The sequence below is a fragment of the Zobellella endophytica genome, assembly GCF_003012775.1.
Taxonomy (GTDB): Bacteria; Pseudomonadota; Gammaproteobacteria; order Enterobacterales; family Aeromonadaceae; genus Oceanimonas; species Oceanimonas endophytica.
In genome coordinates this window covers 177,604-192,006 of record NZ_PXYG01000008.1, presented here as the reverse complement: position 1 = coordinate 192,006, position 14,403 = coordinate 177,604, and the positions used below count along the sequence as shown (strand labels likewise).

Annotated in this window: 11 protein-coding genes; 8 read left to right on the top strand and 3 right to left on the bottom strand. The window is 63.2% G+C overall.

Annotation, left to right across the window (positions count from 1 at the left end; genetic code table 11):
• Positions 1–144 precede the first annotated feature (144 nt).
• From C7H85_RS16400 to C7H85_RS16390, 3 genes are all read right to left on the bottom strand, one after another.
• Positions 145–723 (bottom strand): cupin domain-containing protein, encoded by a 579-nt coding sequence (locus C7H85_RS16400; protein WP_106730774.1) that lies wholly within the window; start codon positions 721–723, stop codon positions 145–147.
• Between the two features lie 489 nt (positions 724–1,212).
• On the bottom strand, positions 1,213–3,066 hold the full coding sequence (locus tag C7H85_RS16395; protein WP_106730773.1) for a putative bifunctional diguanylate cyclase/phosphodiesterase: 1,854 nt from the start codon (positions 3,064–3,066) through the stop codon (positions 1,213–1,215).
• Positions 3,067–3,283: 217 nt separating this feature from the next.
• Positions 3,284–3,529 carry a DUF2960 domain-containing protein gene (locus C7H85_RS16390; RefSeq protein ID WP_106730772.1) on the bottom strand — a complete coding sequence of 82 codons (246 nt, stop codon included), beginning with the start codon at positions 3,527–3,529 and terminating at the stop codon, positions 3,284–3,286.
• Positions 3,530–3,641: 112 nt separating this feature from the next.
• Between C7H85_RS16390 and C7H85_RS16385 the strand changes: the two genes are divergently transcribed.
• From C7H85_RS16385 to C7H85_RS16345, 8 genes are all read left to right on the top strand, one after another.
• Positions 3,642–5,621 (top strand): sensor histidine kinase, encoded by a 1,980-nt coding sequence (locus C7H85_RS16385; RefSeq protein ID WP_245879699.1) that lies wholly within the window; start codon positions 3,642–3,644, stop codon positions 5,619–5,621.
• Positions 5,618–6,976, top strand: a complete 1,359-nt coding sequence (locus C7H85_RS16380) for a sigma-54-dependent transcriptional regulator (protein ID WP_106730771.1) — start codon at positions 5,618–5,620, stop codon at positions 6,974–6,976. The genes C7H85_RS16385 and C7H85_RS16380 overlap by 4 nt, the downstream gene beginning before the upstream one ends.
• Before the next feature lie 332 nt (positions 6,977–7,308).
• The gene (locus C7H85_RS16375) at positions 7,309–7,614 is read left to right on the top strand and encodes a Dabb family protein (RefSeq protein WP_106730770.1); all 306 of its coding nucleotides are present in this window, start codon (positions 7,309–7,311) and stop codon (positions 7,612–7,614) included.
• Positions 7,615–8,745: 1,131 nt separating this feature from the next.
• Entirely contained in the window at positions 8,746–10,953 is a 2,208-nt protein-coding gene (locus C7H85_RS16365; RefSeq protein ID WP_106730769.1) for a TRAP transporter permease, read from the top strand.
• 15 nt (positions 10,954–10,968) lie between these two features.
• Positions 10,969–11,418, top strand: coding sequence for a universal stress protein (locus tag C7H85_RS16360; RefSeq protein WP_106730768.1), 450 nt, complete (start codon positions 10,969–10,971; stop codon positions 11,416–11,418).
• A 61-nt stretch (positions 11,419–11,479) separates the two neighbouring features.
• Positions 11,480–12,481: a TAXI family TRAP transporter solute-binding subunit gene (locus C7H85_RS16355; RefSeq protein WP_245879698.1), complete on the top strand. Its 1,002-nt coding sequence runs from the start codon at positions 11,480–11,482 to the stop codon at positions 12,479–12,481.
• 173 nt (positions 12,482–12,654) lie between these two features.
• The gene (locus tag C7H85_RS16350; protein WP_245879697.1) at positions 12,655–13,221 is read left to right on the top strand and encodes a TetR/AcrR family transcriptional regulator; all 567 of its coding nucleotides are present in this window, start codon (positions 12,655–12,657) and stop codon (positions 13,219–13,221) included.
• Positions 13,222–13,373: 152 nt separating this feature from the next.
• Positions 13,374–14,393 carry a YbaY family lipoprotein gene (locus tag C7H85_RS16345; protein ID WP_106730767.1) on the top strand — a complete coding sequence of 340 codons (1,020 nt, stop codon included), beginning with the start codon at positions 13,374–13,376 and terminating at the stop codon, positions 14,391–14,393.
• The last annotated feature ends 10 nt before the right edge of the window (positions 14,394–14,403 follow it).

Sequence of the window (14,403 nt, the reverse complement as noted above, 5' to 3'; positions counted from 1 at the left end):
AACACCGTTACCGGAAAGGAAACCGCTCTTCTGGGCCAGGAAAGGCACGGTGAAGGCAACCACAGGGTTCACTGCGTATCGACGGGAGGGGATAACCTCTGTCATCACGCCGAGGGCGCCCTGGTGGCGCCCTCGTATTGGCATTCAGAAATGCTTGGCCGGGGTGGAGCAGCTGACGATGCGGCAGGGCCTGTCGCTGACATTGCGGAAACGGTGGGGCTGGGTGGTGGAAAAATAGTAGCTGTCCCCCTCCTTCAACAGCCGGCACTGGGCACCGACGATCAGCTCCACTTCCCCCTCGATCACCACCCCGGCTTCCTCGCCCCGGTAGGCCATCATGTCGTGGCCGGTATCCACCCCCGGCGGGTAGGTTTCAATGATAAAGGACATGGCGCGGTTTTTGCGGTTGTAGCCCACCAACTTGAGCGACAGGCTACCGGAGCCCACGTCCTGCAGCTCGTCGGCGGTGTAAAAGATCTGATCGGTATTCTGCAAGTCCAGAGTGAAAAACTCGCCCACGGTGATGGGAATACCGTCGAGAATCTTCTTCAGCGAGCTGACCGAGGGACTGACCTTGCCCTGCTCGATCAGCGACAGGCTGGAATGGGTCACCCCGGTACGCTTGGCCAGCTCCCGCTGGGAGATATTGCGCATCAGGCGGACCGCCTTGAGCCGGGTGCCCACATCGTTGGCATCATCAGAACCTTGATCCGCTGTCGTCATATCACCACGCAAAGTAAAGAGGGGAAAAATTGTGCGACCCGCATTCTACAGGAAGCCGGAAGAGACTGTAAATTGATTCTAACTGCCCGACTTATCGAATAAATTTATCGCTATAACCCCGTCTTCTGCCGCCTCTCGGCCATTTCGCCCAAGCCCTCCGCCCCCTGGATATCGATGGGCTGCAGATGGAGCGGATCACGGGACAGCGCGGAAAATGGCCCTGAAAACAGGCCATTAATTGCACCACTCCCCGTGAAAAATAATGCGCAGCCTCCGGATCATCCCGCTGGAACTAACAGAAAAGATCAAAATATCCAGTTAAATCAATGAATAAATGGTTTTATTATAAGAAATGAGAGGCCGTGGACGGGATCGGAGCAGCAATTTATCCGGCAGCAGACGGAACAAAGCGGAGTAAAAACACCAAAATACGATTAGCGCAACATCAACGTTCAAGTCATGCACTCGTTACCGATGAGCTATCTTTTTTCAACGCTCGGCCATCCCCCGGGCAGGACCCATCCTTTGCCAGAATTCGGCCAGCGAGAGCGGGCGGCTGTATTTAAAGCCCTGCAGATAGTCACAGCCCTGGTGCTGCAGCCAGGATTCCTGGGCCTGGCTCTCCACCCCTTCGGCCACCACCTGCAATCCCAGCCCCTTGGCCAGGCCCAGTATCGACAGGGTAATGGCGCAGTCGTCCGCGTCGTGGGGCAGGTCGTTGGTGAAGGATCGGTCGATCTTCAGCTTGGTAAAGGGCAGGCTCTTCAGGCGGAACAGTGAGGAATAGCCGGTACCGAAATCATCGATGGACAGCTTGATACCCATTTTCACCAGTTCCTCCAAGGTGTTGCGCAGCGCCTGGGAGTCGCCCTTGATCACGTCTTCGATCACCTCGAGCTCCAGTTGCTCCCCTTCCACCCGGTACTGTTGCAGCAGCGCCCAGATCCTGTCCGGCAGCCGCGGATCCATGATCGAATCGGCGGACAGGTTGACCGCCACCGGCGGCATCGCCAGCCCCTTCGCCATGGCATGCTGAATGTCCCGGCACACAATTTCCAGCACCTGCTGATCCAGCGCGGCCATCAGGCCGGCGTCGTAGGCCAGCGGCAGGAACTCCGCCGGCGACATGAAGCCCAGGGTCTCATGCTGCCAGCGCACCAACGCCTCGGCGCCCACTATCCGCCTGCCGTCGCCGGCCAGGATCGGCTGATACACCACACTCAGGGCCGACTGTTCGATGGCGGCCAGCAGTTGCCCCTCGAGCAGGAAGCGGGCCTTGGCGGTGGCGGAAATGTCTTTGTTGAAATACTGGGCCTGGCGCCGGCCACTGGCCTTGGCATGGTACATGGCTGATTCGCTGTGGCGGATCAGGGTAGACATGTCCTCGCCGTCGTAGGGAAAGAAGGAAACGCCGATGCTGGCCGTCACCTGCAGCTTCTGCTCGCCGACCATGATGGGATGATTGATGGTGTTGAGGATGGTGTCGATGGCCCCGTGCATGGTACCCACGTCCTTGGGAAAGCGGTAGATCATGGCGAACTCGTCGCCGCCCACCCGAGCCACCAACTCCTTGCCCGGCAACAGCATGCCGCGCAGGCGGGCGGCCACTTCGCTCACCACCTCGTTGCCGATATGCAGGCCCATGCCGTTGTTGATGGTGTTGAGCTTGTCAATATCGATCCACAGCAGCGCGAAGGGCTCTCCCTGCCCGGCGCCCTTGTGCTCGATCAGCCGCTTGATGTGGTTGCGCAACGAACGCTGGTTGAGCAGCCCGGTAAAGTCGTCGTGGTGGGTGATGTAATCGAGCTCTTTGCGGCTGTTGAGCCAGGCTTCGTGGGTATTGATCAGGCTGATGGTATCGGCGATGGCCGAGACGAAGGCGATATCGGCCAGTTCCCAGCGCCGCGTCCGGCCATGTTCCAGGCAGACGACACCGCTGAAGCGGCTGCCATCGAAAATGGGCGCGTCCAGCATCGACGCCACGCCCGCGGCCTGCAGGTAATTCTGGCTGAAGGAACGGGTGCGCGGATCGGCGGCGGCATCGCCGGCATCGATGATCTTGGCGGTGTTCAGCGCCTCGAAATACTCCGGATGCTGCCCCCGGTGGATGCTGAGCGGGTCGCGATCATGCCCCTGCCGGCGCCGGTAGGCCAGCTCCTGGCTGAGCACATCGCCACCGATACCGACCGTCCAGATGCTGACCCGGTCGACCCGCAACATATCGCCGCACAGGACACTGAGCGACTCCAGCTTTTGCGGCCGGCCCTGGCCGATAAAAGCCTGACTATGGATAAGCTGCATCAGGGCGCTGTGATAGGTAAAGAAAGTTTGAGTCTGATCCACAGATAGTCCGTTAACTGTATAAGCCCCGGCTATAATGACAAAGCCATTCGACACTGTCTATCGACTTGACCACCGCTCCCCGCTTCGGGGCTCGCCCTGCCTTTGTTATCTAATACCTTGTTTTAATTAAGGTAAAACAGACAGTGCAGTTCTGGAGCGCCCGACGCCGGCGACAACAAAAGGAATCATACGAAACCCATTTGACGACCGGATACCGTTATTCCTCACGGAAAATGGTGATCTGACTGAACCCGAGCTTGCGGAAATACTCTTCGCGAAACTCCTTCAGGGTCTTCTTGTCGTTGCGGCTGACATTGGCCAGCTGGTTCTCCATCCGGTGAAACTCGGCCAGATTCAGCCCTTCGGCGGCGGCAATGGCATCGTACGGGCTGTGGTGCTTGTCGTTGGCGTAGCCAATCTCTTTTTGCTGCTTGCGGTAGTGGTAACGAATGCGAAAGGCCATGGGGGCTCCGTCAGAGAAAACGCCATTGTCGCCGCAACCCGGTGTCCGACTCAAGGGCGCCACCATGCCGGCCATTCCAATCCGCCGGGACTAGGCGCATAATTCGGCCAAGATGAACACTGCAACCTCCCCTCGTCATCCCACTGCGGCCGCCTCCGGCCGGGGTATCACGCTACTGCTGCTGTTGCTGGGCATGGTCCTGCTCGGCTTTCTGCTGGTGTCCGGCGCCCGCACCCAGGCGCTGGAGCAGATCCGTGCCCGCGCCGACGCCAACCTCAGCCGCTACATCATCAACCTGCAGCACCAGCTGGACAGGCACAAGGATCTGCCGCGCCTGCTGGCCAGCCAGCAACAGCTGATCCAGCTGCTGCTGACGCCGGAGGATGCGGAGCTGGCCGACCGCGCCAACCGCTACCTGGCCTGGGTCAACGACACCATGGGCGCCACCGACAGCTACCTGATCGGTACCAACGGCATTACCCTCGCCGCCAGCAACTGGGATCAGCCCAGGCCCTTCATCGGCAACGACTACAGCTTCCGTCCCTATTTCCAGCAGGCGATGGAAGGCGGCGGCGGCCGTTATTTCGCCCTCGGCAACACCTCCCGGGTCAGGGGCTACTTTTTCTCCTACCCGGTTACCCTGGCCGGCGAGATCATCGGCGTGACCGTGGTCAAGGTCGATCTGGAAGACATCGAGGAAGACTGGAACGATCCCCTGCAGGACATCCTGGTGATGGACGAAGACGGTGTCATCTTTATCTCCACCCGCGCCCACTGGCGTTTTCGCACCTTGTCGCCCCAGCCGGATCCCGAGCGCAGCCATGTCGTGGCCAGCCGCCGTTACGGCAACCACGAGCTCAGCCAGTTGCAGAACATACCGGCACGAGAGCCGGCCCGGGCCCTGCCGGCCGGCCTCACCGGCACCGATATCGAACGCATCGCCGCCAGCCAGCGTTACGGTGACGCCCCGCTGCTGCCGCTGGATGTGGTACGGCGGGAGGCCACCCCGGAAGGCGACCTGCTGCTGACCCTGATCGACAGCGCACCGGACGCCGAACAACTGCACCCGCAGCAAACCGGCCATTACCTGCTGCTGAGCCGGCTGGTGCCCGACGCCGGCATGCGGGTGGCGGTGCTGGCCAGCCTGCGCCCGCTGGAGGCCCGAGTCTTCCAGAGCCTGGCGCTGGGGCTCACCTTCTACCTGGTGCTGGCCGCGCTGGTGCTGTTCCTGCACGCCCGGCACCGGCTGAAGAAAGGCTACGAGGCCGAGCTGCAGCTCGCCCACGAAAAGCTCGAGCAGCGGGTTCAGCTGCGCACCCGGGAGCTGACCGATGCCAACCAGCGCCTGCAGCAGGAAATAGAGCTGCATCATCAGACCCAGAACCAGCTGATCCAGACCGCCAAGCTGGCGCTGCTGGGCCAGCTGTCCGCCGGTATCAACCACGAGCTGAACCAGCCGCTCACCGCCATTCGCCACTACGCCGACAACGGCCGCAAGCTGCTGGAGCGGGGCAAGACCGGGGCGGTGGCCACTAACCTGGAAGAGATCGCCGGCCTGGCCGGGCGCATGGCCGCCATACTGCAGCCGCTGAAGGAATTCGCCCGCCAGAACGGGGACAACAGCCAGCAGGTCAGCTTGCAGCAGCTGCGCCAGGGAGTCATGGTGATCATGGGCAGCCAGCTGGAGCAGCAGAATGCGCACATCTTCTGGCCCGAGGATCTGGCGCGGATCCGGGTGCAGGGCGACATCGGCCGGCTCGAGCAGGTGCTGGTCAACCTGATCAGCAACGCCCTGCAGGCCATGGCCGGGCAGCCGGCGCCGCTGATCGAAATCGGCCTCAACACCGGCGGCCAGCGGGTGGCCCTGTCGGTGCGCGATCACGGACCCGGGCTGGCCGACGACGTGCTGGCGCATATTTTCGAACCCTTCTATACCACCAAGTCCGCGGGCCTGGGGCTGGGATTGTCCATCTCCCACCGTATCGCCCACAGCCTGGAAGGTGAGCTCAGCGCCCGCAATCATCCCCAGGGCGGCGCCATCTTCACCCTGGCCCTGAAACGGGGCCAGGCGACCACGCAGGAGCAGCCATGACCGTGAACCGCACCGTCATCCTCACCGATGACGATCCCCATATCCGCCTGTCCGCCGGCCAGACCCTGGAGCTGGAAGACTACGAGGTGATCGCCCTGGATCGGGCCGACAAGGCGCTGGCTCTGCTCGACCGGGAGTTTGCCGGGGTGCTGGTCACCGACATCAACATGCCGGGCATGACCGGGCTGGAGCTGCTGCAACAGGTCAAGACGGTGGACACGGACATTCCGGTAATCCTGATCACCGGCTTCGGCGACATCTCCATGGCGGTCAGCGCCATCCGCAATGGCGCCTACGACTTCATCGAAAAGCCCTTCTCCGCCGATCTGCTGCTGGACGTGGTGCACCGGGCCCAGGAAAAACGGGCCCTGACCCTGGAAAACCGCCAGTTGCGCCAGGAGCTGCAGGCCCAGAGCGCCCCCGGCCCACGCATCATCGGCAATACCCCGGCGGTCAAGCAGTTGCGCAAGCTGGTGCAGGCGGTGGCGGAAACCCCGGCCGATGTGCTGCTGATGGGCGAAACCGGCACCGGCAAGGATCTGCTGGCCCGCTATATTCACGAGCACAGCCCGCGCCGGGAGCGTAACTTCGTGGCCATCAACTGCGGCGGCATGCCCGAGAGCCTGATCGAGTCCGAGCTGTTCGGCCATGAGAAAGGCGCCTTTACCGATGCCAAGGAGCGGCGCATCGGCAAGTTCGAACATGCCCAGGGCGGCACCCTCTTCCTCGACGAGATCGAGAGCATGCCCATCAGCCTGCAGATCAAGCTGCTGCGGGTGCTGGAAGAGCGGGCCATCGAACGGCTCGGATCCAATACCCTGATCCCGCTCGATGTCCGCATCATCGCCGCCACCAAGGCGGATCTGCGGGTCCAGGCAGAAGCCGGGGAGTTCCGGGAAGATCTCTACTACCGGCTGAACGTGGTGCGCATCGACATTCCCCCGCTGCGGGCCCGGGCCCAGGACATTCCCATGCTGTTCCAGCATTTCGCCCTGCTCGCCTCCGCCCTCTACGAGCGGGAAATACCGCCGCTCTCCGCCGAACGGGTCCACAGCCTGATAAGCCACGACTGGCCGGGCAACGTGCGCGAGCTGCGCAACCTGGCGGAACGCTACGTGCTGCTGGGCGAGGCCTGCACCTTCGACTTCGACGACAGGCCCATCCTCGACCAGGATCCCTCCGCCCTGGGGCTGGCGGCCCGGGTCGACCATTTCGAAAAGACCCTGATCCAGGCCGAGCTGGCCCGCCACGGCGGCTCCATCAAGGACACCCTGGAAAGCCTGAAACTGCCACGCAAGACCCTGTACGACAAGATGAAGAAGCACGGACTGGACAAGAACGACTATAAAGGCTGATCAGGACTGAGCCGCCTGCCGCCCCCTTGACATACGGTTTCGCCCTTTCCTGAAAATGGTTACGGAACAGCCAGAATGTAGCACTATTAGGATCAGCTATTTATTAACCCGACGTTCAAAAATGCCTATCCCCAATAGAGGCATTACCACGGAGGCAAGGACAGGTCAGAGTATTTTTTTGATATTGAACAACGTCATGCTTATCCCACTTTTTATTGTGGTGTTGCGTTTCTGAGGCAGACAGCTCTTCCCTCCGGCAAAAGCCTCAAATACGGCTTGCATAGAAATATGCAGGCCAAGACTTTATCCACAAGACTAACATTGGATACGCTATGAAGCCGGTAAAACACATTGTTATGTGGAATCTGCGTGGCGATAACGAACGAGAACGCCTCACTAATATTCAGAAGGTGAAATCAGCTTTTGAAAGTATACGCGGTGAAATTCCTGGACTAAGAACGCTGGAAATTGGTATCGACATCAGCAAAATCGACTTTGCCTGCGATGTGGTGCTGTATTCAGAGTTCGACTCGCTGGAGGCGCTGGCGGGCTATGCCATCCATCCCGCCCATTTGCGTGTACGTGAGGAACTGGGCAACCTACGGATAGCACGCCACCAGGTCGATTATTACATCTAGACGTGTCTTCACGTTCAGCCATCTTTTATCATGCGGGTTTCACCTTGTTCCGGTTTCGGCCCAGCAGACCACCCGATCGACCGACGGTACGCCACGATGACGGCTCGATCAAAATCTTCCGCATGGACCGCAACATAGTGCGGTTTGCCCAGAGCGGCAGGCGTTGCCGGACATCGACACCGAGGCCACTGCCGCCATGATCCGCAACCTGTTCGAACGCGCCGCCAGGCCCGGCTGCGAAACCGCGCTGTCCGACAGCGCCGCGGTGCTGGCGCCGGTTGGCACCCTGAATCTACAAGGGGCAGGAGTACCCGGTTGGCGATGGCGGCATCGGCGCGACGACGCTGGGGTTACGCCGGGCCCTGAACGACGTTCAGTGGGATCGCGCCGAAGATACCCATGGCTGGCTCACCGGTATTTGAGCCGGCAACCGGCATAACGAGAAAAACGACAAGAAAGAACGGCACGTCAACGTCATCCGTCGCCGCGCCTCAACACCAGATGAGATGGCTGGGTTATCTGCCGGCTTATCGCACGGCCGCCACCAGCAGCGTCAGTAGCCCACCAAAGAACAGCAGCATCAAAACCGGACCGAGCAGCAGCCTCTCTCTGTCGCCCCGGCCTGTGCTGCGCGCCCGGGCCGATCACAACCTCATGGGTGGAAATCCGCCCATGGCGTTCCGCCCTCTTCTTGCGCGGGCCAACAACCCCGCCGCCCTGCTTTAAGCGGGCCGCATTACGCCCGGGCCGGCCCGCTTCCAGGCAAACAGTGGCGCCACTTCTCTGCATCATAGCTTTCTCTCCCCGCCGCTCGGGCGAAGCTTGTCCGGCTCGGCTATGCTCTGGCGGGTCATGGGGGGAAAAGCACCCACCATCATTCGACAAATGGCGGATTCCCACCCATTTTCATCCTGTGGCCGGGATAAAAGTTAACCACAAGCGTTCCTCTTGTAGTGTGAATGTAACGCCAGGGCACCATTTTGGGGCAATTGCGCAAAACTGGTCTCTTTTTTGCAGACACTTTGTTAATTGAAACGCCAACCTGATGACCGCAGCGTGACGGCAAGGTGATCAGTGGCAGGGAAAGCCGACCCGCCACCCGGTGGCAGGAGCAAAAAACAGAGGTTAACGATGTCAAACGAAGAACAGCAGCTCGACAGCCTCAGCCCCGAAGAGCGCAGGAAGCTCAAGGAGCTGATGGAAAAAGACGCCAAGACCGAGCGCAAGCTCAGCGGCCCCTGGGCTTGGCTGGTGGCCGCCATGGCCGCGGTGATGGTAGCCATTTACTTCTACGGCGCCGGTGTCGCCGCCCTCAGCACCGAATACCACCTGGGCGTTTATGTCCTGATCACCTTCGTGCTGGTGTTCCTGCTCTATCCGGCCGGCACCCGCACCGCCCACGGCGGCCTGTCACTCATCTCCGCCGCCCTGTTGTCGGTGCTGGTGAGTTGTTTCCTGATCTACGACTCGCCCACCGCCTTCTACCAGCAGATCACCCTGTTCCGGGAAACCTGGGAATACGACGGCCTCGGCCTGGCGCTGGAGCAGGATCTGGACAAGCTGCATTACACCCTGTGGCTGGTGCTGCCCTTCGCCGCCGTGCTGCTGCCGCTGGATCAGTGGCTGAACCAGCGCAACCACAACAGCCCCACCGCCAGCGACGTCATCCTCGCGGCCATGCTCGCCGGTACCGTGGTGTACTGGATCACCCAGTTCGAGGCGCTCAACTACCGCGCCGGCGCCGAAAACGAGGTGGACATGCTGATCAGCATCGTCGGCCTGCTGCTGTCGCTGGAAGTGTGCCGCCGGGTGCTGGGCTGGTCCATCACCCTGATCGGGGTGGCGATGATCGCCTTCGCCCTGTTCGGTCCCTACCTGCCGGAGCTGTTCGCCCACCGCGGCTTCCGCTTCGAGCGCCTGGCCACCGCCCTGTTCCTCACCACCAACGGGGTATTCGGGGTCATGGCCAGCGTGCTGGCCACCTACGTGATCCTGTTCATCTTCTTCGGTGCCTTCCTGCAGAAGTCCGGCGCCGGCAAGTTCTTTATCGACCTGCCCCTGGCCCTGGCCGGGCGCTCCACCGGCGGCCCGGCCAAGGTGGCGGTGATCTCCTCCGCCCTGTTCGGCTCGGTGTCCGGCTCCGCCATCGCCAATACCGTGTCCTCCGGCGCCTTCACCATCCCGATGATGAAACGGGCCGGCTTCAAGCCCCACGTGGCCGGCGCCATCGAGCCCGCGGCCTCCATCGGCGGCATGTTCCTGCCCCCCATCATGGGCGCGGGCGGCTTCCTGATGGCCGAGCTTACCGGCACCCCCTACTCCACCATCATGCTGCTGTCCGTCGGGCCCGCCATCCTCTACTTCCTGGCGGTGTACTGCATGGTGCACTTCGAGGCCAAGAAACACGGCCTGGTGGGCATCCAGGGCGAGGAAATCCCGCACTGGAAGACGGTGTTCAAGGCCGGCTGGTACTATGCGCTGCCGCTGGTGATCATCACGGTGCTGCTGCTGAGCGGCCGTTCCGCCGGCAACTCCGCCTTCTGGGCCACCCTGTCCTGCATCGCGGTGAGCTGGGTCAACAAGGAAACCCGCATGGGGCCGAAGGAGATCTGGGATGCCATCCAGGTGGGGGCGCGCAACACCCTGATCGTCGGGGCCACCATCGGCGTGATCGGGGTCATCGTCGGCACCATTTCGCTCACCGGCATGGGCCTCAAGTTCTCGGATCTCATCATCTCCATGGCCGGCGACAGCCTGTTCCTGGCCCTGGTGCTGGTGGCCATCGCCTCCCTGGTGCTGGGCATGGGCGTGCCGGTCACCGCCGCCTACCTGATCGTCGCCGTGCTGGCGGTGCCCGCCCTGGGCGAGTTCGGGGTGTCGGCCATCGCCGCCCACATGATCGTGTACTGGCTGTCACAAGACTCAAACATCACCCCACCGGTGTGCGTGGCCGCCTACGCGGGCGCCGCCATCGCCGGCTCGGATCCCTGGAAAACCGGCTGGACCTCGTTCAAGTTCGCCAAGATGCTGTACGTGATGCCGCTGCTGTTCGCCTATGTGCCGGCCATGCTGCTCGACGGCACAGTGATGGAGATCATCACCGCCTTCGTCTCCGCCACCCTGGGCACCATCGCCTTCGGCGCCTTCTCCATGGGCTACCTGCGGCGCAAGACCCGGCTGTTCGAGTGGCTGCTGCTGGGTGCCGGCACCCTGCTGCTGTACTGGCCGACCTTCCTCTCCGACATCGCCGGCCTGGCCCTGATCGCCCTGGTCTGGTGGCTGCAGCGGGAAGGAACCGCCGCGCCGGTGAACAAGGTCAATCACTCCAACGCCAGCTAAGTAAGGATGCACAACATGGCTCAGATAAAGCTTGTCGTATACGCCACCGACTTTTCCGAAGGGGCCGCCAAGGCGGCCTCCCTGGCCAGCCAGCTGGCCGGGGTGCACGGGGCCCGGCTGCATGTTTTGCACGTGATCACCGAACTGGGTGACCGGCACCGGCGCAGCATTCCCGCCAGCGTGATGGACGACTTCGTCAAGGAGGTCAAGACCCAGGCGGTGGCCGACATGCACGACTTCGCCGGCCGCTGCTTCGGCGATTTCGCGGGCGAACTGACCACCGACGTGGTGATAGGCCCGGCCGCCGAGGAAATCCTGGCCCAGGCCAGCCGGCTCGGCGCCGATCTCATCGTGATGGGCACCCACGGCCGCCACGGGGTCGAAAAGCTGCTGCTCGGCTCCACCACCGAGCGGCTGATCCGCAAATCCACCATTCCGGTATTGACCGTACCCGAGCGCGGCTGAGAGGCCCGCTCCCCCTTCTCGAAGGAAGACCGAGAGAAACCATAACAAAGAGGAAATGACCATGATGTTGAAACAACGGTTCAAAGCTTCCAAGACGCTGACCTCCGTGGCCCTGGTCGCGGTGGCGGGCTTCGGCATGAACGCCACGGCCCAGGCCCAGACCGAGCGCCTGGCGTTCTCCGGCGGCCCGGACGGCGGTACCTTCCAGTACTTCTCCAACGGTATCGCCACCCGCCTGTCGCGCAACATGGAAGGGGTGGAAGTGTCCAACATGGCCTCCGCCGGCTCGGTGGAAAACCTGCGCCGGGTCAACTCCCGCGACGCCGACTTCGGCATCGTCTACTCCGGCGACATGTACCTGGGGCTGAACGGCAAGCTGACCAACGACACCCGCAAGTACCGCAACGCCCAGGCCATTTCCTACCTGTACGGTGCCCCGGCCCACCTGATCGTGCTCGACGGCTCCGGCATCACCGACGTTTCCCAGCTGGAAGGCAAGAACATCGCCGTGGGCCCGGCCGGCTCCGGTGCCGCCGCCTCGGCCCAGCGCTTCTTCGAAGGCGTGGGCCTGTGGGACAAGATAAGCCCCCAGTACATCGGCTACAACCAGGGCGCCTCCGCCCTGGGGGATCGTCAGATCGACGCCCTCTGGGTATTCGCCGGCTTCCCCAACGCCTCGGTGATCCAGGCCGCCTCCAGCAACAAGGTCCGTCTGCTGCAGGTGTATGAAGCCGCCGAGCAGGGCACCCTGTTCAATGATCACCCCTACTACGCCAAGGTCACCATTCCCGCCGATACCTACCCGGGCGTGGACTACGACGTGGTCACCGTGCAGGACTCCGCCCTGTGGGTCGCCGGCCGCCACCTGTCCGAAGCGCGGGTGTACGACACCCTGAAGGAAATCTTCTCCGACGACGGCCTCAAGTTCATGTACTCCGTATCCCAGGCGGCCGAGGCCATGACGGTGGAAGACGGCACCCTGGGCATCGTGACCCCGATGCACGACGGCGCCAAGAAGTTCTGGACCGAGCAGGGCAAGACCCTGACCGAGGTCCAGCAGTAAGCCCGACCGTACATCACCGCCAAACCCCGCGCCTCGCGGGGTTTTTTTGTGCCCAGGCCGGGATCGGGTTCGCGCCCCGACCCGCACCGTGCCGTCCTGCCGGCTGCCGGGCTGGCGCGGTGATCGATGGGACGCGGCTATACTGAGGATCATCACCCAGAACGCCGGACGCCATGATGCAGCACCACGCCGCCGAACGGGACGCCATTCTCGACGCCGCCCTCCATCTGGCCCTGCACAGCTCCTGGGCGTCCTTCAGCCTGCTGCAGCTGGCCGAATCCCGGGAGCTGACCCTGGCCGAGCTCGGCCGCCATTTCCGCTCCCGGGACGACCTGGCCGAGGCCCTGTTCGATCGGGCCGATGCCGCCATGCTGGCCCTGCCGCCGGACGACGACGAGCCCGCCGACGAGCGGCTGTTTATCCGCATCATGGCCTGGCTGGACTACCTGGCGCCCTACCGACGGCTGGTGCGGGACATGCTGGCCTACAAGCTGGAGCCGGGGCACCTCCACCTGCAGGCCCATGGCATCACCCGCATCAGCCGCACCGTGCAATGGTTCATGGAGGCCGCCCGCTGGCAGGCCTCGGGCGCGGGCCGCATCGGCGGCGAAATCCTGCTGACCGGCATCTACCTCACCACCTTCGCCGCCTTCCTGGCGGACGACAGCGAGCAACACCAGGCCACCCGCGCCCTGCTGAGCAAGCTGCTGCACGCCACCTTCGGCCAAGCCGGGCACTGAGAGACAAGGCATGACGGAGCCGAATGCATGGCGCCGCCGCCGGCGGGCGGGAATGCCCGGCCCCCATGGACAGGGCCCCCGCTTTGAGACTAGATTTGAACGACACCAAACAAGCCTGTCTCCAGAACCAGGCCATCACACGGGAATCCTCTATGCACAGCGTACGTCTCGCGCCCCTGGCGCTGCTTTCCGTCCTTACCCTCGGCGCCTGCTCCGACGAGCCACCAGTCACCGACCGCGAAGACCAGGAACAGGCCACCCTCTCCGGCAACCTGAATTACCGCCAGCGCATCGCCCTGCCGGACGATGCCCGGGTCACCATCATGCTGCAGGACGTCAGCCTGGCCGACGCTCCCGCCGACACCCTGGCGGAGCAGAGCTTCGCCACCGAAGGCAAGCAGGTGCCGCTGCCCTTCAGCCTGAGCTATGATCCGGCCGCCATCGACGAGGCCCACCGCTACGCGGTGCGCGGCGAAATCCGCGACGGCCGGGGCGCGCTGCTGTGGACCACGGCGGAGCACCACGGCGTGCTGACCCAGGGCCAGCCGAAGGAGCAGGTAGAGATCCTGCTGCAGCAGGTCGCGGCCGACAGCGCCGGGCCGCTCACCGTGCTGTATCGTTGCCGTCCCGAGCAGGGCGAGCCGTTCGAGTTTGTGGCCCAGTACCATGACGGCCGGCTCGGCCTCTGGCTGCCGGACAACTTCGGGCTGCCCTACCAGGAGCTGCCCCAGGTGGTGTCCGCCAGCGGCGCCCGCTATGAAAACGATCAGGCGCTGGTGTGGAGCAAGGGCGGCACCGCGCTGCTGGAAGTGGCCGGGCAAAGCTACTCCGACTGCACCGAGGACAGGGCCGCCGGCCTGCGCGAAGACGCCCGCCTGCGCGGCGTGACCCTGCGGGCCACCGGCAACGAGCCGGGCTGGCTGCTGGAAGTGAGCGAGGGGCGGCAGATCCGCTTCAGCTACAACTACGGCGAGAACCAGCTGCTGCTGCCCGACCCGGAAACCCTGGCGGACGACGCCGGCTACCGGGCGGCCAGCACCGATCACCGGCTCGAGGTCGAGGTCCGGCACGAAAGCTGCCAGGACGACATGAGCGGCGAGGCCTTCCCCTACCGGGTCACGGTCACCCTCGACGACCAGCCATACCGGGGCTGCGGCAGCCGGCTGGACTGAGGCCCACGGC

Excerpts from the sequence above, each read along its gene's own strand:
- C7H85_RS16400 (WP_106730774.1), bottom strand. The coding sequence starts at position 723 with ATGACGACAGCGGATCAAGGTTCTGATGATGCCAACGATGTGGGCACC.
- C7H85_RS16390 (WP_106730772.1), bottom strand. The coding sequence starts at position 3,529 with ATGGCCTTTCGCATTCGTTACCACTACCGCAAGCAGCAAAAAGAGATT.
- C7H85_RS16385 (WP_245879699.1), top strand. The coding sequence starts at position 3,642 with ATGAACACTGCAACCTCCCCTCGTCATCCCACTGCGGCCGCCTCCGGC.
- C7H85_RS16380 (WP_106730771.1), top strand. The coding sequence starts at position 5,618 with ATGACCGTGAACCGCACCGTCATCCTCACCGATGACGATCCCCATATC.
- C7H85_RS16375 (WP_106730770.1), top strand. The coding sequence starts at position 7,309 with ATGAAGCCGGTAAAACACATTGTTATGTGGAATCTGCGTGGCGATAAC.
- C7H85_RS16365 (WP_106730769.1), top strand. The coding sequence starts at position 8,746 with ATGTCAAACGAAGAACAGCAGCTCGACAGCCTCAGCCCCGAAGAGCGC.
- C7H85_RS16360 (WP_106730768.1), top strand. The coding sequence starts at position 10,969 with ATGGCTCAGATAAAGCTTGTCGTATACGCCACCGACTTTTCCGAAGGG.
- C7H85_RS16355 (WP_245879698.1), top strand. The coding sequence starts at position 11,480 with ATGATGTTGAAACAACGGTTCAAAGCTTCCAAGACGCTGACCTCCGTG.
- C7H85_RS16350 (WP_245879697.1), top strand. The coding sequence starts at position 12,655 with ATGATGCAGCACCACGCCGCCGAACGGGACGCCATTCTCGACGCCGCC.
- C7H85_RS16345 (WP_106730767.1), top strand. The coding sequence starts at position 13,374 with ATGCACAGCGTACGTCTCGCGCCCCTGGCGCTGCTTTCCGTCCTTACC.